We start from the raw sequence: 17,623 nt of genomic DNA, 5'->3' as shown, positions 1-17,623 counted from the left end.
GAGCCGCAAGAAGGGACTAGCCCGATGGCCGGGCTGTGCGGCAGGCGGTAGAACACCGGTGTTGCCATGCACTGGTGGTGGCAACAGCATTTATTGTCGCATGCTGGGATAATGGAGGCATCAGGTATTTGAACGAAATCCCTGCATTTTTTCCGTTTTTGCCGGTTTTTGGTGGTTTTCGAACCACGGGCCGGCCTTTTGACCAAGGATTTTTGCCACATGGCCCAATACGTTTACACCATGAACCGCGTCAGCAAGATCGTGCCGCCCAAGCGGCAGATCCTGAAGGACATCTCGCTGTCCTTCTTTCCGGGAGCCAAGATTGGCGTGCTCGGCCTGAACGGTTCGGGCAAGTCCACGCTGCTGAAGATCATGGCCGGCATCGACAAGGAGATCGAGGGCGAAGCCATCCCGATGCCGGGTCTGGACATCGGCTACCTGCCGCAGGAGCCGCAGCTCAATCCCGAGCACACGGTGCGCGAAGCAGTGGAAGAGGCGATGAAGGAAGTCAACGATGCGCGTGCGCGTCTGGACGAGATCTACGCCGCCTATGCCGAGCCCGATGCCGACTTTGATGCCCTCGCCGCCGAGCAGGGCGAGCTGGAGGCCATCATTGCGGCGGCCGGCACCGATAGCGAGCACCAGCTGGAAATCGCTGCCGACGCGCTGCGCCTGCCGCCCTGGGATGCCGTGATCGGCAAGCTTTCGGGGGGCGAAAAGCGCCGCGTGGCACTGTGCAAGCTGCTGCTGAGCAAGCCCGACATGCTGCTGCTCGACGAACCGACCAACCACCTGGACGCCGAATCGGTCGAATGGCTGGAGCAGTTCCTGTCGCGCTTTACCGGTACCGTGGTGGCCATCACCCACGACCGCTACTTCCTCGACAACGCCGCCGAGTGGATACTGGAACTGGACCGTGGCCACGGCATTCCGTACAAGGGCAACTACAGCACCTGGCTGGAGCAGAAGGAAGCGCGTCTGGAGCAGGAACAGCGCACCGAGGATGCCCGCACCAAGGCCATGAAGAAGGAGCTGGAGTGGGCGCGCCAGAACCCGAAGGGCCGCCAGGCCAAGTCCAAGGCGCGTCTGGCGCGCTTCGAGGAGCTGAGCGATTACGAATACCAGAAGCGCAACGAAACGCAGGAAATCTTCATTCCGGTGGCCGAGCGTCTGGGTACCGAGGTGATCGAGTTCACCAACGTCAGCAAGTCCTTTGGCGACCGCCTGCTGATCGACAACCTGAGCTTCAAGATGCCGGCAGGCGCGATTGTCGGCATCATCGGCCCGAACGGCGCGGGCAAGTCCACGCTGTTCAAGCTGGTGGCCGGCGTCGAGCAGCCCGACAGCGGTGAGGTGAAGATCGGCAAGACCGTGCAGATGGCCTTTGTCGACCAGCACCGTGACGACCTGGCCAACGACAAGACCGTCTGGGAAGACATCTCCGGTGGTCTGGACCTCATCACCGTAGGCAAGTTCCAGATGCCGAGCCGTGCCTACTGCGGCCGCTTCAACTTCAACGGTGGCGACCAGCAGAAGAAGGTCGGCATGCTGTCCGGCGGTGAGCGCGGCCGTCTGCACCTGGCCAAGACGCTGATGCAGGGCGGCAACGTGCTGCTGCTGGACGAGCCGTCCAACGACCTGGACGTGGAAACCCTGCGTGCGCTGGAAGACGCGCTGCTGGAGTTTGCCGGCAGCGTGATGGTGATCAGCCACGACCGCTGGTTCCTGGACCGCATCTGTACCCACATCCTGGCCGCAGAAGGCGATTCCCAGTGGGTGTTCTTTGACGGCAACTACCAGGAGTATGAGGCCGACAAGATCAAGCGTCTGGGCGAAGAGGGCGCCAAGCCCAAGCGCATGCGCTACAAGGCCCTGAAGTAATCATGGCGTGCCGGCAGGAGCTTCGGCTCACGGCCGGCACTTTCCAGGACCGTTGCCCATGCACGTGATCCCTTATCTGCTGGTGGACCAGCTGCCGTTCATGGCCAACCATGACCAGGTTCGCCATTACTACGGCAAGCCGCTCAGTATCGAACGGCTGGAGATCGGCCTGCAGGCCTTGGATTACGGCAGCTGGGTGGCGCGTTTCCAGCACAACGGCCGGTTGGAAGAAATCACCAAGCGCGCGCCGGAGCTGTTCCTGTTCGGGCAGCGCGTACCGTTTGCCGGTCTTGAGACCTTTGTTCGCCAGCGTGATGCTGGCGTTTTTGTGCGCAGCGGCTTTGTCGTCAGCCCGCGATTTGGCCTGGCGTTCGTACCGGGCGAACCGGACTGGGTGACGGCGCTGGCGGCACACTGCATCCCGACCTGGCGCTCCATGCCGGCAGTCTGAATCGCTGTTGTTACGCCGGCTTACATGGGGCGGCTCCGGCTTGGGCTATGGTGAAAGCTGTACAAGCACAAGGAGAATGCAATGCAGGACCAGGCAATGATCGTGACCGGGGCTGCCATGGGTCTGGGGCTGGCTGCGGCCAGGGTGCTGGCGTCACGCGGTGCTGCCGTGGCACTGGTGGATTACAACGCGGACGTCTTGCAGCAGGCGCAGGCGGCACTGGCGGCTGAATGCCCACAGGCCAGGATCATCACCGTGGCGGCCGATGTGTCGGACGAGGCCGCCGTGCAGCGCTATGTGGATGCCACGGTAGAGGCTTTTGGCCGCATCGATGGCCTTTACAACAACGCCGGTATCGAAGGCCGCCAGGCACCGATGACGGACTACGACCTGGAGGTGTTCCGCAAGGTGCTGGACATCAACGTGATGGGTGTCTACTACGGCATGCGCCATGTGATTCCGGTGATGCGGAAACAGGGCTATGGCCGCATCGTCAATGCGGCGTCGGTGGGTGGCATTCGCGGCGTATTGAACCAGACTGCCTATGTGGCCAGCAAGCACGCCGTGGTCGGCATGAGCAAGAATGCGGCACTCGAATACGGCAAGGACGGCATCCTGACCAATGCCATCGCGCCTGGTGCGATCCTGACGCCGATGGTGGCCGAGGCCTTCAAGCAGGTCAATCCGGCCGATCCGAAAGCGGCGGAAACCGAATACGCCTCGCGCAACCCGACGCGCCGGCTGGGCGCGCCGGAAGATGTCGGCCAGCTGGTGGCCTATCTGCTAAGCCGCGAGAACGGCTATGTCAGCGGGCAGGTGATTGCCATCGACGGTGGTGAATCGAATATGTACGGTAATCCCTGAGCGTCTGCCGCTTCAGGCGCGGGATTTTTCCAGCGCCGCGCGCGGCACCACTGCCATGGTGACGCGCGAGATGCAGACCAGCTTGTCCTGTTCGTCGGTGATGCGCACTTCCCAGACCTGGCTGGTACGGCCCAAGTGGGCCGGGCGTGCCGTGCCGATCACCCAGCCCTCGCGTACCGCGCGTACGTGGTTGGCATTGATTTCCTGGCCGACGCACAGGAACTGCTGCGTATCCACGGTGCAGACCGAGGCAACCGAGGCCAGGGTTTCGGCCAGCACCATCGAGCAGCCGCCGTGCAGCAGGCCAAAGGGCTGGCGCGTGCGCGCATCCACCGGCATGCGTGCCGTCAGGAAGTCGTCGCCCAGGGCGGTGCATTCGATGCCGAGGTGGCTGACGGCGCAGCCGCTGTTGAGCTGGTTGATCTGCTCCAGGGTGACGGGTTGGTGCCAGATGCGCATGGGAAATTCCTGAAATAAGACGGTCGTGCCATTTTAGGGGCGCGCGTGCCGGGGGCTGGGCTCAGGAAAACCCTGAGTTTACGTTTACGTCAATGTCGTTATCCTGATGCGTTCCATTCCAGAGCCACAGGAGCAGACAGCCGATGCTGACCAAAGAAGAGATCAGCGCCTTTCTGGCGCGCGAGTTTCCCCAGACCAAGTGCGTGATCGAATCGCTGGGCGATGGCGAGGCGGTGCTGTCGCACCCGGTGGGTCAGGACGAGATCCGGCCGGGTGGCACGGTATCCGGGCCGGTATTGATGGAACTGGCCGACGTGGCCCTGTATGTGGCGCTGTTCACGCGCATCGGCATTGTGCCGCTGGCAGTAACCACCAACCTGACCACCAATTTCCTGCGCAAGCCGCCGGGCGACCGACCGGTGATGGCGCGCTGCCGCATGCTCAAGGTCGGGCGCAGCCAGGCGATGGGCGAGGTGCTCCTGTACTCCGAAGGCCGTCCGGAAGACACGGTGGCCCACGTGGTGGGCACCTACGCCATCCCGCCCAATCGCTGATCAGCGCGCGCTGCGCGAGCGCGGGTTGACGTACTGGCGGAAAAAGCGCAGCGATTCATCGCTGGCATTGGGGCCGACCGGATCGGTATAGCTGCCGGATGGGTGGCCGCCGCTCCAGGCATGGCCCAGGCCGTGTACCAGCCAGAGTTCACCAGCGATGCTGCCTCCGGGCGTCAGGTAGCGTGTCAGCGTGACGTCGCGGCCCGGAGTGCTGATGCGCTGTTCGACCGAACTGCAATCGCTGGGCAGCATGGCCTGGATCGTATTCAGGCCGTTGTCCGGGTGCACGGTTTCGTCCCGGTCGCCTTGCAGCACCAGCACCGGTACCGGCGGGTGGCCGGCAGGCAGCGGTGTGCCGCGGGCACCGCGTCGCATCGCGCTAAAGGCACCGGGAATGCTGGTGGCAGCACCGGGTGGCAGGCCGGCATGGATGGCTGCGGCAGCGAACAGGTCGGGGTAGTTGCGCGCCATCAGGGCGGTCATGGCACCGCCAGCCGACAGGCCGGCGACATAGATGCGCGAGGTATCGACCGGATGGTCCTGCATGGCCTTGCGCACCATGGAGGCGATCAGTTCCGGTTCGCCCCAGTCACGGCGCTGGTTGCGGCGCGAGAACCAGTTCCAGCAGCCTTGCGGGTTGCGCTTGCGGTTCTGGCCCGGGTAGAGCACGAAAAAGCCTTCGGTATCGGCCAGCTGGTCCATGCCGGTACCGGCGGCAAAATCGTCCGGGTTTTGCTTGCAGCCGTGCAGCATCAGCACCAGCGGGCGCGGGCGCTGCGGATCAGCCTGCAGCGGAATGAACAGGCGGTAATCGCTGCTGCCCACGCCGGGCTGGAATTCTTCACCGCGCTCGATGCGGCCGCGCAGGGGCGCGGGCGGGCGGGCAGTCGATGCCGGAGGTGGCGGGCTGGCGGGGGCAGCGGCAGGAGGGCTGCTGCGCTTGCGTTTGCGGAACAGCGAGGATACGCCGCTCCTGAGTTTGTCAATCCAGGTCATGGGCGTGATTGTGCAGGAAGTCGCCAGGCGCTGTGTGAGACAGGCGTGACATTGGACCAGAAACCCTGTTGCCTGGAGGACTAATTAGTTGAAAAACATGACACGTATGGTCACGGTCTGATACAACCGCTACATTCCGACAATCACGCCGGAAGTTTTTATACGGAGTTCAGCATGAATCAAATGTTATCCCGGCTCCTGTGGCTGGTGGTAGCCATTGCCGGGGCAGGTGCACTCGGCTACGTGGCACTGCAGCGAGGGGAGTCCATCAATGCCTTGTGGATTGTCGTGGCTGCAGTGTGCGTCTACCTGATTGCCTACCGCTACTACAGCCTGTTCATTGCGAACAAGGTGCTTGGCCTGGATGCCACGCGCATGACGCCGGCCTGGCGTCACAACGACGGTCTGGACTATGTGCCGACCAACAAGGGTGTGCTGTTTGGCCACCACTTTGCCGCGATTGCCGGCGCCGGCCCGCTGGTCGGCCCGGTCCTGGCCGCACAGATGGGCTATCTGCCCGGCATGCTGTGGATCCTGGCTGGCGTGGTGTTTGCCGGCGCGGTGCAGGACTTCATGGTGCTGTTCGTGTCCACGCGCCGTGACGGCCGCTCGCTGGGCGACCTGATCAAGTCCGAAATGGGTCCGGTGGCCGGCGTGATTGCGCTGTTCGGCACCTTCATGATCATGATCATCATCCTGGCGGTGCTGGCCCTGATCGTGGTGAAGGCGCTGACGCACAGCCCCTGGGGCACGTTCACCGTGGCCGCCACGATCCCGATCGCCATCTTCATGGGCTTGTACATGCGCTACCTGCGTCCGGGCCGCATCGGCGAGATTTCCATCATCGGCTTCCTGATGCTGATGTGGGCGCTGTACTACGGCGGTGTGGTGGCCGAGACGCCTTCGCTGGCGCAGCACTTTGACCTGGACGGCAAGCAGCTGACCTGGGCGCTGGTGATCTACGGTTTCGTTGCTGCAGTGCTGCCGGTCTGGCTGCTGCTGGCGCCGCGTGACTACCTGTCCACCTTCTTGAAGATCGGCACGATTGTCGGTCTGGCATGCGGCGTGCTGTTCATCGCGCCCGAGATGAAGATGCCGGCCGTGACCCGTTTCATCGACGGCACCGGCCCGGCCTGGAGCGGCAACCTGTTCCCGTTCCTGTTCATCACGATTGCCTGTGGCGCCGTGTCCGGCTTCCACGCGCTGATTTCTTCCGGCACCACGCCGAAGATGCTGGAAAACGAAAGCCACGCACGCCTGATCGGTTACGGCGGCATGCTGATGGAATCGTTCGTGGCCATCATGGCGCTGATCGCTGCGTCCGTGATTGACCCGGGCGTCTACTTTGCCATGAACGCACCGGCAGCGGTGCTGGGCACCACGCCGGAATCGGCGGCTGCCGTGATCAACGGCTGGGGCTTTGCCATCACGCCGGAAATCCTGAACCAGGTCGCGGCCGATGTGGGTGAATCCACCATCATCTCGCGTGCCGGTGGCGCACCGACGCTGGCGGTGGGCATGGCCCACATCCTGCACCAGGTGTTTGGTGGCGAGGGCATGATGGCCTTCTGGTACCACTTTGCCATCCTGTTCGAGGCGCTGTTCATCCTGACCGCGGTGGACGCCGGTACCCGCTCCGGCCGTTTCATGCTGCAGGACCTGCTGGGCAACTTTGTGCCGGCGCTGAAGCAGACCGATTCGCTGATCGGCAACCTGGTGGCTACCGCCGTCTGCGTGGCGCTGTGGGGCTACTTCCTGTACCAGGGCGTGGTCGATCCGCTGGGCGGCATCAACACGCTGTGGCCGCTGTTCGGCATTGCCAACCAGATGCTGGCCGCGATCGCGCTGACGCTGGTGGCGACCGTGCTGTTCAAGATGAAGAAGGACCGCTACGCCTGGGTCGCCATCGTGCCCACGGTCTGGCTGCTGATCATCACCATGTACGCCGGTTTCCAGAAGCTGTTCCATACCGATCCGCGTATCGGCTTCCTGGCGCTGGCCAACAAGTTTGATGCCGCGATGCAGTCGGGCCAGTTGCTGGCCCCGGCCAAGTCCATGGAAGAAATGAGCCGCCTGGTGTTCAACAACCGCCTGGATGCGGCCCTGACGGCCTTGTTCATGTCGGTGGTTGTGGTTATCCTGTTCTACGGTATCCGTACATCGCTGGCTGCGCGCAAGCAGGCACAGCCGGTGATGCATGAAGTGCCGTACGAGCCCTTGCCTGCCGAGGCCATGGCCAAGTCCCACTGAAGGAGACATCAGCATGTTCCAGAAACTGACTGCCGCCGGCCGTTACTTCGGCCAGACCGCCCGTCTGATGGTGGGCGTTCCCAGCTATGACAACTACCTGGCGCACATGAAGCGCACCCATCCGGACCAGCCGGCGATGACTTACGAAGAGTTCTTCATCAACCGGCAGCAGGCACGTTACGGCGGCGGTATCGGTCGCTGCTGTTGACCCCATGGTGGCGGGCGATTGGCCCCGCTGACCTGCAAAACGGCCACACCTGTTCAGGTGTGGCCGTTTTGCGTGTGGGGTAAACCCTTGGGCTAGTTATAAAGCACGATCGTGCGTCACATACGTACGGTAGCATGTATGTATAAAGCAACAGCATCGGCGCTGTGCCGGTGCAATAGCCTGAGAAGAATCATGGATATGGCACGCAGTACTGGTGCAGATCGGGCTAGCCCGCTGACCCTGGCTTCAGGGCTGACTACGGTCCCTTCTACCTTGCGCATCCCGCTGGCAGGACGCGCGCTCGGCGATGCCATGTTTCCCCAACTGGCCATTCATGACCAGTATGCTGCCGGTGTGTTGCAGTCCATGGGCGACGACGGATCGCGCTGGGCGGAAGATCGCCACAGCATCTGGGGCGTGCTGGTCCGTACCCGGTTCATCCTCGACAAGGCGCTGGCGTTTCTGCAGCAGCATCCGGATGCCGTGTTCCTGAATCTGGGCTGTGGCCTGAGCCAGTATTTCCAGTGGCTGGACAGTGGCAGCAGCATCATGGTCGATGCCGACTTGCCTGAGGTGATGCAGTTGCGTGAGCAACTTCTTCCCTGCATCAATGCGCGTCATCATGCTGTCACGCTCGACCTCACCGCGCCGGACTGGTGGCAGCAGTTGCCGCTGCAGCAGATTGGCACGCGTCCGGTGTTCGTGATGCTGGAAGGCGTCACCATGTATCTGGACCCGGAACAGGTGCGAGACCTGCTGCATAGCCTGGCCACGCACCTGCCGATCGGTTCGCAGATGGTGATGGATGCCTTCAGCCAGCTGGCCTGCGGTTCGGCCTATTGGCATCCTTCGCTGCGTCAGACGGGAGCCAAGCTGCGCTGGGGCCTGACGCACGCCGGCAGCCTGCAGGCCCTGGAAGGGCGCCTGAAGCAGCTGGACTGCAAGGACGTGATGGCGGGTTATGACTGGACGCTGGCGATGGCCATGGGTGGCTTCACCATGCTGTCGGGCGTACCGTTCTACGCCATGTACCTGCTGTCCTGGGAATAAGGCACAGGCGCACCTTGGCGCGCCACCATGTTCAGGCCATCAGGCCAGTTCCACGATCATCTCGATTTCGACGCAGGCACCCAGCGGTAGCTGGGCCACGCCAAAGGCACTGCGCGCGTGCGTGCCCACTTCCGGACCGAACAGTTCGCCCAGCAGCTCGCTGCAGCCGTTGGTGACCAGGTGCTGCTCGGTGTAGTCGCTGGTGGAGTTGACCAGGCTCATCACCTTGACCACGCGCTTGATGCGCTTCAGGTCACCGGTGGCGGCCTGCAGCGTGCCGAGCAGGTCGATAGCGACGGCACGTGCCGCCTGGGCGCCGGTGGCGGTATCCATGTCCTTGCCGAGCTGGCCGGTCCAGACTGTGCCATCGCGTCGGGCGATGTGGCCGCTGAGGAACAGCAGGTTGCCGGTTTGCATGTAAGGCACATAGGCGGCAGCCGGCACGGCGACCGGCGGCAGGCTGATACCCTGGGCTTCGAGGCGGGTGTAGATATCGGACATGGGGGCTCCTGGTGAAGTGGGAGGGATTTGCGCTACCATCGCGGCATGCGTCAAATATTAATACAAAATAATTACTATACGGTAAGGCAGTCCAGCCGGATCTGGCCGTCGCCGGGCATCACGGGAGGCGCTCTGGCCTGGCTGGCCGGAATCTGGCTGCAGCTGCAACAGGCCAGCCTGTCGGCCTTGCTGCATTACCAGCTGGCCGTGCTGCTGGCACTTGGCATCATCGGATTGTGCCTGAAACAGCGCCGCGCCTTGTCGGCCTTGTGGCTGGCCTTGGCCTGTCTGGGCTGGGGCGTGGCGGGCTGGCAGGCGCATGGCATGCAGGCACAGCAGCTGGATCCGGAACTGGAGGGGCAGACCTTGCTGGTCACCGGCGTGGTGCAAGGCCTGCCGCAGTGGTCGGCGGACGGGTCGCGCTTCGAATTCCTGGTGGAGCAGGCCTTGCTCCCGGATGGCCGTGCCGTGCGCCTGCCTGATCGCCTGTCGTTGGGCTGGTCGCAAGAGGCGGTTGCCGGGCAGTGCCAGGCTTGCGTGCAGCCGGGCGAGCGCTGGCAGCTCAGCCTGCAGCTGCGCCGGCCGCATGGCTATCGCAATCCCTTCGGCTTTGATCTGGAGCGCTGGATGTGGGAGCAGGGGCTGGGCGCCACGGCGCAGGTGCGTGCACAGGAGGGCGCCATGCGTCTGCCCGATGCGGGCTGGCTGTCTCCGCAGCATGCGCTGGATCGGGCACGGCTGCACGTGCGTGAGCAGATCCGGGCGCGCTGGAGCGCAGGTGATGTAGAGGGCCAGCGCGCCGGCAATCTGCTGGTGGCGCTGGTGGTGGGGGATCAGACAGCGATAGCGCAGGACGACTGGACCGTGTTCCGGCTGACTGGCATCGCGCACCTGGTGAGTATTTCCGGCCTGCATGTGACCATGTTTGCCTGGCTGGCAGCGGCCCTGGTCGGCTGGGGCTGGCGCTGGACGGCACGCCGGGGCTGGCCGTGCTGCCTGTGGTTGCCGGCACAGCATGCGGCGGCCATCGGTGCCTGCCTGCTGGCAGCTGGCTATGCCTGGTTCAGCGGTTGGGGCGTACCGGCGCAACGCACGGTCTGGATGCTGGCGGTGGTGGCCTTGCTGCGCTGCAGTGGCCGGCAATGGCCCTGGCATGCGGTGCTCGGTGCGGCTGCGGTGCTGGTGACGGCGCTGCATCCGCTGGCCTTGATGCAGCCGGGTTTCTGGCTGAGCTTTGTGGCAGTGGGGGTGCTGTTCCTGACAGGTGATTCGGCGAAATCCGAAACCCCAGACAACTGGTGGGCGCGCCTGCTGGCAGCAGTACTCGCGTTTGGCCAGCAGCAACTGGTGGTGGTACTGGCGCTGACGCCGCTGGCCTTGCTGATGTTTGGCCAGGTGTCGGTGGTCGGAATACTGGCGAATGCAGTGGCCGTGCCCCTGGTGACCGTACTGGTCACGCCCTTGGCGATGCTGGGCATGCTGTGGGCACCACTCTGGACGCTGGCTGGTGTGATCCTGGAATGGTGCTGGCCGGGGCTGGTCTGGATGGCGGCCTATCCGTGGGCGGTCTACGGCACGGCGATGGCACCGGTCTGGGTTGGCGCCATCGGCATCGCTGGTGGCGCGTTGCTGTGCCTGCGCCTGCCGCTGTGGTGGCGTGCGCTGGGTGCGGTCTGCCTGGTGCCGGTACTGGGTTGGCAGGCTCCGGCACCGCCCGCTGGTGGTTTCAGCCTGCAGGCGGTGGATGTGGGGCAGGGTGGTGCCGTGCTGCTGCGTACGGCACGCCACAGCCTGCTGTTCGACGCCGGTCCCGCCATCGGCCGCCATACCGATGCCGGCGAGCGCATTCTGGCGCCGATGCTGGCAGCGCAAGGCCTGCAGCTGGACCGCATCGTGCTCAGTCATTCCGATACCGATCACGTTGGGGGCCTGCTGTCCCTGCTGGCGAGCCAGCCGCAGGCCGTGTTGTCCGGCGTCATTGAGCCGGGCCATCCGCTGCATGAGCAGCGGCAGATCCAGCCCTGTCTGGCGGGCCAGCGCTGGGCATGGGATGGCGTGCAGTTCGAGGTGCTGCATCCGGCAGCGCAGGATCTGGCCGGCAGTGACTGGGGCAATGCCGGCAGTTGCGTGCTGCGTATCAGCAACGGCCAGCGTACCGCCATGCTGATGGGGGATGCCGAATTTGTCAGCGAGCAGCGCATGCTGCAACGCTATCCGGCGCAGCATCTGCGTGCCGATGTGCTGCTAGCCGGCCACCACGGCAGCAACAGCTCTACGGGTGCGGACTGGCTGCAGGCGGTGCAGCCGCGCTGGACAGTGATCCAGCACGGCTACCGTAACCGTTATGGTCATCCGCATACCGAGGTCTTGCAACGCTTGCAGGAGCAGGGTGCCAACGTAGTGCGCAGCGACAGTTGTGGTGCTGCATTGTGGAGCTCACAGGATCAGCGGATGCACTGCGAGAGGGCAGGAAATGCCCACTTCTGGTCATTCCGGATGTTATAAATTTGAAGTTGCGGCAGCAATTGCTACACCAGATTACAACTAGGCATCATTCTTGCTTGTCTTGCAGTGATCCATTCCAAACCTGAGGAGTCCCGACGATCATGCGCGCCTTTGATGAAATGTTTGCCTCCGTGCCTTACGCGGATGATCAGGTTCGCGACCACTATTTGCGCTACGCCGAGTGGCTGCGTAGCCAGACAGCCGAATCAATGCAGCGGCGTCGAGAAGAGGCTGAGATGATCTTTCGCAAGGTCGGCATCACCTTTGCCGTATATGGCGAAAAAGACGAGGATGGTGCCGGTACCGAGCGATTGATCCCCTTTGATCTGGTTCCACGCATCATTCCTGCCCAGGAGTGGCAACAGCTGGAAAAAGGGCTGGCGCAGCGTGTGACTGCACTGAACCGCTTCATTCAGGACATCTACCACGACCAGGACATTCTCAAGGCGGGCGTGATTCCGGCCGACCAGGTGCTGCAGAACGCGCAATATCGTCCGGAGATGGAAGGTGTGGTGGTACCGCATGGGGTGTATTCGCACATTAGCGGCATTGATATCGTTCGAGCCAGCCATGGTTCCAAAGACGGCGAATACTTCGTACTGGAAGACAATCTGCGCGTGCCCAGCGGTGTCAGCTACATGCTGGAAAACCGCAAGATGTCGATGCGTCTGTGCCCCGAACTGTTCCGCACCTATCAGGTCGAGCCGGTCGCCCACTATGCTGACCTGCTGCTGGAAACCTTGCGCTCCTGTGCTCCCGGCGCGGTGTCCGAGCCGGTGGTGGTGGTATTCACGCCCGGCATGTACAACAGTGCCTATTTTGAGCATGCCTTTCTGGCGCAGCAGATGGGCGTGGAGCTGGTTGAAGGCCAGGACCTGTTTGTCAAGGATGGCTTTGTCTATATGCGCACCACGCGGGGCCCGCAGCGCGTCGATGTGATTTACCGTCGGGTCGATGATGACTTCCTGGATCCAACCGTGTTCCGTGCCGATTCCACACTGGGCTGCCCTGGACTGATGGAAGCCTATCGATCCGGTCGTGTCACGATATGCAATGCCGTCGGCACCGGCATTGCCGACGACAAGTCGATCTATCCCTATGTGCCGAAAATGATCGAGTTCTATCTGGGTGAAAAGCCGCTGCTCTCCAACGTGCCGACCTGGTGCTGCCGCGAGCCCGACGACCTGCAGCATGTGCTGGCGCACCTGGACGAGCTGGTGGTCAAGGAAGTGCACGGTGCCGGCGGTTACGGCATGCTGATAGGCCCGACCGCCAGCAAGGCAGAGATTGCGGAATTCCGCCAGGTGCTGCAGGCGCATCCGGAGCGCTATATCGCGCAGCCGACGCTCAGCCTGTCCAGCTGCCCGACCTATGTGGAGCAGGGCATTGCGCCGCGCCACATCGATCTGCGCCCCTTCGTTCTGTCTGGCAAAACCGTGGAAATGGTGGCAGGTGGCCTGACGCGGGTTGCCTTGAAAGAAGGCTCGCTGGTGGTCAACTCCTCTCAGGGAGGCGGCACCAAGGACACCTGGGTCGTCTGACCAGAATTTTCCCATTCACGCAAACCGAAGGCCATCATGCTATCCAGAACCGCCGATCACCTCCTGTGGATGTCCCGTTATATCGAGCGTGCCGAAAACACCGCACGCATGCTGGACGTGAACTACCAGACCACGTTGTTGCCACAGTCAGCTTTCCAGGCCGAGCAAGGCTGGACCGGCCTGCTGTCGATCTGTGAACTGCTGCCCGCCTATCGCCGGCGTCACGGCGACATCCAGCCTGACAAGGTAATCGACTTCATGGTCGCCGATATGGACAACCCGGCCTCCATCATGTCCTGCCTGCATGCCTCGCGCGAGAATGCACGCGCGGTACGGGGTACGCTGACCACCGAGGTCTGGGAAACCTATAACCAGGTTTGGCTGGACGCCAAGCACCTCATCAAGACCGATGTGCTGCGCTCGGATCCGAGCCGCTTCCTGGAGTGGGTCAAGTACAACTCCCACCTGTCGCGTGGCGTGATCCTCGCCACCATGCTGATGGACCAGTCCCTCCACTTCATGCGGCTGGGCACCTTTCTGGAGCGTGCCGACAACACGGCGCGCCTGCTGGATGTGAAGTTCCACGGTAATGACCGAATGCCAGCGATGGATCTCGATGATGACGAGGAGCTGGACTTTTATTACTGGAGCAATATCCTGCGCAGCGTCTCGGCCTTCGAGATCTACCGCAAGGTCTATCGCGACGTGATCACGCCGGAACGCGTGGCCGAGTTGCTGATCATGCGGGGCGACATGCCGCGCTCCCTGACGCATTGCCTGAACCAGGTGGTGATCAAGCTGGAAAGCATTGGTGCCAGCATGCACAGCGGCAGCCAGTCACGCCGGCTGGCCGGACGGCTGCAGACCGACTTGCACTATGGTGATATCCGCGAGATCCTGCATACCGGGCTGCATGCCTACCTGACGCACTTCCTGGAGCGCATCCACGCCCTGGGCGTGGCGGTATCGCGCGAGTTCCTGCACCCGGAACACTGAGCCGGCTCAGCGCTGCGGCCCGCTGCCGGCCATGTGCAGCCGGATGCGTTGCACCGGCAGGCCGTCCTGCTGCAACCGCGACAGCCACAGCGGCAGCAGCTGGCGCACCTTGGCCGCCACGGCATTGCCGGAAATGATGACGCACCACTCGCCGTCCTGCACCGCACCCCAGGTGATGCGGCTGCGCATCATCGGCGGCACCAGTCGCGCAATGCTCTGACTGCACTGCTGCGACAGCTGCATGCACTGCAGCAAGGATCCCAGGATCGGTGCTTCCTCGGCAGCCTGGTTGACGTGAATGGCGTAATGCTTGCGCTTCATGCAGGGATTATCGGCCAGTCGCCGCCGCCGTGCAGCACCTTGTCACACGCGCAGGGGCTGGTGACACATGGCAGACAGGTGGCAAGAGTAGAATAGATCGTCTTATCCGGCAGCGGGAGCCGGGTCCGGCATGGGGAGGTGGCTTGCAGTACGGCCTTTTGCCCCCATGTAGCCTTTTTCGGATTTCCCTATCCCGGTGCTCCGGTTTTCATTACCTACCAAGGACATGGCCGTCTGGCGCTGCGACAGCGCAGGCGGTGATGTAGATGCATGGCCACAATCCTGACAAAAATCTTCGGCAGCCGCAATGACCGTCTGCTGGGCAAGTACCGCAAGGTCGTCTCGCGCATCAACGCCCTCGAAAAAGAATACGAACAACTCACCGACGAACAGATTCCGGCCAAGACCGCGGAATTCCGCCAGCGCATCGCCGATGGCGCCAGCACCGACAGCCTGCTGCCCGAAGCCTTTGCGCTGGTGCGTGAGGCCTCGCGCCGCATCATGAAGATGCGCCACTTTGACGTCCAGATGATTGGTGGCCAGGCGCTGCACGAAGGCAAGATCGCCGAAATGCGCACCGGCGAGGGCAAGACCCTGACTGCCACGCTGCCGGTCTACCTGAATGCACTCACCGGCAAGGGCGTGCACGTGGTGACGGTCAACGACTACCTGGCCAGCCGTGACGCGCAGTGGATGGGCCGTCTGTACAACTTCCTGGGCATGACGGTGGGCATCAACCTGCCCAACATGGCGCGCGCCGAGAAGCAGCAGGCCTACGCCGCCGACATCACCTACGGCACCAACAACGAATTCGGCTTTGACTACCTGCGCGACAACATGGTCTACGACCTGAACGAGCGCGTGCAGCGTCCGCTGCACTACGCCATCGTCGACGAGGTGGACTCGATCCTGATCGACGAGGCACGCACGCCGCTGATCATCAGCGGCCAGGCCGACGACCATACCGAGATGTACCGCGTGATGAACCAGGTCGCGCCGCAGCTGACACGCCAGGAGGGCGAGGCCGATCCGCTGACCGGCGAAGGCGTGACCAAGCCGGGCGATTTCACCGTGGACGAAAAGGCGCATCAGGTCTACATGACCGACCAGGGTCACGAACGCGCCGAAGAGCTGCTCAGCAAGATCGGCCTGCTGCCCGAAGGTGCTTCGCTGTACGACCCGGCCAACATCACGCTGATGCACCACCTGTACGCCGCCCTGCGTGCGCACAACCTGTACCACCGCGACCAGCACTATGTGGTGCAGCAGGGTGAGAAGGGGCTGGAAATCGTCATCGTGGACGAATTTACCGGCCGCCTGATGGCAGGCCGCCGCTGGAGCGATGGCCTGCACCAGGCCGTGGAAGCGAAGGAAAACGTGCCGATCCAGGCCGAGAACCAGACGCTGGCCTCGATCACCTTCCAGAACTATTTCCGTCTCTATGAAAAGCTGTCCGGCATGACCGGTACCGCTGATACCGAGGCTTACGAATTCCAGGAAATCTACGGCCTCGAGACCGTGGTGATCCCGCCGAACCGCCCGAGTGCGCGCCAGGACCAGCTGGATCGCGTCTACAAGACCACGCCCGAGAAGTACCAGGCTGCCATTGACGATATCCGTGACTGCTACGAGCGTGGCCAGCCGGTGCTGGTCGGCACGACCTCGATCGAGAACTCCGAGATCATCTCCGGCATGCTCACCGAAGCTGGCCTGCCGCACCAGGTGCTCAATGCCAAGCAGCACGAGCGCGAAGCCGAGATCGTGGCCCAGGCCGGTCGTGCCAAGATGATCACGATTGCCACCAACATGGCCGGTCGCGGTACCGACATCGTGCTGGGTGGCAACCTGGAAAAGATGATTGCCGCCGTCGAGGCCGACACTTCGCTTGACGACGCCACGCGCCAGCAGCGCATCACCAGCCTGCGCGATAACTGGCAGTCCGACCACGACGCCATCCGTGAGCTGGGTGGCCTGCGCATCATCGCGACCGAGCGCCACGAATCGCGCCGTATCGACAACCAGCTGCGCGGCCGTTCCGGCCGCCAGGGTGACCCGGGTTCCTCGCGCTTCTACCTGAGCCTGGACGACCAGCTGATGCGCATCTTTGCCGGTGACCGCGTACGCGCCATCATGGACCGCCTGAAGATGCCCGAAGGCGAGGCCATCGAGGCCGGCATGGTGACGCGCAGCATCGAGAGCGCGCAGCGCAAGGTCGAGGCGCGCAACTTCGATATCCGCAAGCAGCTGCTCGAGTACGACGACGTCGCCAACGAGCAGCGCAAGGTGATCTACCGCCAGCGCAACGAGGTGCTGGAGTCGCTGGGCGTGCAGGACGTCGTGGACGGCCTGCGCCACGGCTGCTTCACCGATCTGGTGAACGCCTTCGTGCCGCCGGAAAGCATGGAAGAGCAGTGGGACCTGCCCGGCCTGGAAAAAGTGCTGGCCGAAGAGTGGGGCGTGCCCATGAACCTGCGCGCCGAGGTCGAGCAGTCCAGCAGCATGACCTCCGAGGACATCCTGGAGCGCGTACTGCAGGAAACCGATGCCGCCTTCCAGAGCAAGCTGGAGCTGGTCGGCGAAGAGCAGTTCGTCAACTTCGAGCGTGCCGTGGTGCTGCAGAGCATTGACACGCACTGGCGCGAGCACCTGAGCGCGCTGGACCATCTGCGCCAGGGCATCCACCTGCGCGGCTATGCGCAAAAGCAGCCCAAGCAGGAATACAAGCGCGAGGCCTTCGAACTGTTCGGCCAGATGCTGGACGCGATCAAGAATGATGTCACCCGCATCCTGATGACGGTGCGTATCCAGTCGCCCGAGCAGCTGGACCAGGCCGCCGACCAGATGGTGGGCAACGACGGTGGTGGCTACATCAACATCACCTACACTTCGCCCGATGAATCCGGCGAGCCGCAGCAGAACGCCGGTGTGCCGCTGGGTGAAGACGGCTCGCTGCCGCCCGAGGCCCTGGCTGGAGTCGGTCGCAACGATCCCTGCCCCTGCGGCAGTGGCAAGAAGTACAAGCAGTGCCACGGCAAGCTGAGCTGAT

The 17,623-nt window shown here is 63.2% G+C and carries 15 protein-coding genes; 11 read left to right on the top strand and 4 right to left on the bottom strand.

Features of this window, described 5'->3' with window-relative positions:
* Positions 1-219: 219 nt before the first annotated feature.
* The 3 genes from ettA (at position 220) to V1261_RS07195 (ending at position 3,196) form a co-directional block, all read left to right on the top strand.
* Entirely contained in the window at positions 220-1,881 is a 1,662-nt protein-coding gene (gene ettA, locus V1261_RS07205; RefSeq protein ID WP_329770980.1) for an energy-dependent translational throttle protein EttA, read from the top strand.
* A 58-nt stretch (positions 1,882-1,939) separates the two neighbouring features.
* Entirely contained in the window at positions 1,940-2,332 is a 393-nt protein-coding gene (locus V1261_RS07200; protein ID WP_329770978.1) for a hypothetical protein, read from the top strand.
* Positions 2,333-2,413: 81 nt separating this feature from the next.
* Positions 2,414-3,196: a glucose 1-dehydrogenase gene (locus tag V1261_RS07195; protein WP_329770975.1), complete on the top strand. Its 783-nt coding sequence runs from the start codon at positions 2,414-2,416 to the stop codon at positions 3,194-3,196.
* Positions 3,197-3,208: 12 nt separating this feature from the next.
* Here the strand turns inward: V1261_RS07195 and V1261_RS07190 are convergent, their stop codons facing one another.
* On the bottom strand, positions 3,209-3,655 hold the full coding sequence (locus tag V1261_RS07190; RefSeq protein WP_329770974.1) for a hotdog fold thioesterase: 447 nt from the start codon (positions 3,653-3,655) through the stop codon (positions 3,209-3,211).
* A gap of 143 nt (positions 3,656-3,798) precedes the next feature.
* Here V1261_RS07190 and V1261_RS07185 point away from each other — a divergent pair, with 143 nt between their 5' ends.
* Complete coding sequence (locus tag V1261_RS07185) at positions 3,799-4,209, top strand: PaaI family thioesterase (RefSeq protein WP_329770973.1); 411 nt, start codon at positions 3,799-3,801, stop codon at positions 4,207-4,209.
* On the opposite strand, the gene V1261_RS07180 is transcribed toward V1261_RS07185, so the two are convergent.
* Entirely contained in the window at positions 4,210-5,205 is a 996-nt protein-coding gene (locus V1261_RS07180; RefSeq protein WP_329770971.1) for an extracellular catalytic domain type 1 short-chain-length polyhydroxyalkanoate depolymerase, read from the bottom strand. It abuts the gene before it with no gap.
* A gap of 174 nt (positions 5,206-5,379) precedes the next feature.
* Here V1261_RS07180 and cstA point away from each other — a divergent pair, with 174 nt between their 5' ends.
* The 3 genes from cstA to V1261_RS07165 all read left to right on the top strand — a co-directional run bounded on the left by cstA (position 5,380) and on the right by V1261_RS07165 (position 8,713).
* Positions 5,380-7,455, top strand: coding sequence for a pyruvate/proton symporter CstA (cstA, locus tag V1261_RS07175; RefSeq protein WP_329770969.1), 2,076 nt, complete (start codon positions 5,380-5,382; stop codon positions 7,453-7,455).
* Between the two features lie 13 nt (positions 7,456-7,468).
* Complete coding sequence (locus V1261_RS07170) at positions 7,469-7,663, top strand: YbdD/YjiX family protein (RefSeq protein ID WP_329770967.1); 195 nt, start codon at positions 7,469-7,471, stop codon at positions 7,661-7,663.
* Positions 7,664-7,975: 312 nt separating this feature from the next.
* The gene (locus V1261_RS07165) at positions 7,976-8,713 is read left to right on the top strand and encodes a class I SAM-dependent methyltransferase (RefSeq protein WP_329770965.1); all 738 of its coding nucleotides are present in this window, start codon (positions 7,976-7,978) and stop codon (positions 8,711-8,713) included.
* A gap of 39 nt (positions 8,714-8,752) precedes the next feature.
* Here the strand turns inward: V1261_RS07165 and V1261_RS07160 are convergent, their stop codons facing one another.
* Entirely contained in the window at positions 8,753-9,214 is a 462-nt protein-coding gene (locus V1261_RS07160; protein WP_329770963.1) for a RidA family protein, read from the bottom strand.
* 45 nt (positions 9,215-9,259) lie between these two features.
* Here V1261_RS07160 and V1261_RS07155 point away from each other — a divergent pair, with 45 nt between their 5' ends.
* The 3 genes from V1261_RS07155 (at position 9,260) to V1261_RS07145 (ending at position 14,256) form a co-directional block, all read left to right on the top strand.
* Complete coding sequence (locus V1261_RS07155; RefSeq protein ID WP_329770962.1) at positions 9,260-11,719, top strand: DNA internalization-related competence protein ComEC/Rec2; 2,460 nt, start codon at positions 9,260-9,262, stop codon at positions 11,717-11,719.
* 101 nt (positions 11,720-11,820) lie between these two features.
* Complete coding sequence (locus V1261_RS07150) at positions 11,821-13,260, top strand: circularly permuted type 2 ATP-grasp protein (protein ID WP_329770960.1); 1,440 nt, start codon at positions 11,821-11,823, stop codon at positions 13,258-13,260.
* Between the two features lie 36 nt (positions 13,261-13,296).
* Positions 13,297-14,256: an alpha-E domain-containing protein gene (locus tag V1261_RS07145; protein WP_329770958.1), complete on the top strand. Its 960-nt coding sequence runs from the start codon at positions 13,297-13,299 to the stop codon at positions 14,254-14,256.
* Positions 14,257-14,262: 6 nt separating this feature from the next.
* Here the strand turns inward: V1261_RS07145 and V1261_RS07140 are convergent, their stop codons facing one another.
* A complete protein-coding gene (locus tag V1261_RS07140) occupies positions 14,263-14,577 on the bottom strand; it encodes a hypothetical protein (protein ID WP_329770956.1) in 315 nt (104 codons plus the stop codon).
* Between the two features lie 270 nt (positions 14,578-14,847).
* Between V1261_RS07140 and secA the strand changes: the two genes are divergently transcribed.
* Entirely contained in the window at positions 14,848-17,622 is a 2,775-nt protein-coding gene (secA, locus tag V1261_RS07135) for a preprotein translocase subunit SecA (RefSeq protein ID WP_329770954.1), read from the top strand.
* Position 17,623: the final 1 nt, after the last annotated feature.

Origin of the sequence: Brachymonas sp. J145, assembly GCF_036312245.1 — a bacterium.
In the GTDB taxonomy this organism is placed as follows: domain Bacteria; phylum Pseudomonadota; class Gammaproteobacteria; order Burkholderiales; family Burkholderiaceae_C; genus Brachymonas; species Brachymonas wangyanguii.
Note: the sequence above shows the minus strand (reverse complement) of the source record. Positions and strands in the feature narration are given on the sequence as shown.

Bases quoted from the DNA above. Each gene is read 5' to 3' on its own strand.
- V1261_RS07155 (WP_329770962.1), top strand. From the start codon at position 9,260: ATGCGTCAAATATTAATACAAAATAATTACTATACGGTAAGGCAGTCC.
- V1261_RS07150 (WP_329770960.1), top strand. From the start codon at position 11,821: ATGCGCGCCTTTGATGAAATGTTTGCCTCCGTGCCTTACGCGGATGAT.
- V1261_RS07190 (WP_329770974.1), bottom strand. From the start codon at position 3,655: ATGCGCATCTGGCACCAACCCGTCACCCTGGAGCAGATCAACCAGCTC.
- V1261_RS07195 (WP_329770975.1), top strand. From the start codon at position 2,414: ATGCAGGACCAGGCAATGATCGTGACCGGGGCTGCCATGGGTCTGGGG.
- V1261_RS07145 (WP_329770958.1), top strand. From the start codon at position 13,297: ATGCTATCCAGAACCGCCGATCACCTCCTGTGGATGTCCCGTTATATC.
- secA (WP_329770954.1), top strand. From the start codon at position 14,848: ATGGCCACAATCCTGACAAAAATCTTCGGCAGCCGCAATGACCGTCTG.
- V1261_RS07180 (WP_329770971.1), bottom strand. From the start codon at position 5,205: ATGACCTGGATTGACAAACTCAGGAGCGGCGTATCCTCGCTGTTCCGC.
- ettA (WP_329770980.1), top strand. From the start codon at position 220: ATGGCCCAATACGTTTACACCATGAACCGCGTCAGCAAGATCGTGCCG.
- V1261_RS07165 (WP_329770965.1), top strand. From the start codon at position 7,976: ATGTTTCCCCAACTGGCCATTCATGACCAGTATGCTGCCGGTGTGTTG.
- V1261_RS07170 (WP_329770967.1), top strand. From the start codon at position 7,469: ATGTTCCAGAAACTGACTGCCGCCGGCCGTTACTTCGGCCAGACCGCC.
- cstA (WP_329770969.1), top strand. From the start codon at position 5,380: ATGAATCAAATGTTATCCCGGCTCCTGTGGCTGGTGGTAGCCATTGCC.
- V1261_RS07185 (WP_329770973.1), top strand. From the start codon at position 3,799: ATGCTGACCAAAGAAGAGATCAGCGCCTTTCTGGCGCGCGAGTTTCCC.
- V1261_RS07160 (WP_329770963.1), bottom strand. From the start codon at position 9,214: ATGTCCGATATCTACACCCGCCTCGAAGCCCAGGGTATCAGCCTGCCG.
- V1261_RS07200 (WP_329770978.1), top strand. From the start codon at position 1,940: ATGCACGTGATCCCTTATCTGCTGGTGGACCAGCTGCCGTTCATGGCC.
- V1261_RS07140 (WP_329770956.1), bottom strand. From the start codon at position 14,577: ATGAAGCGCAAGCATTACGCCATTCACGTCAACCAGGCTGCCGAGGAA.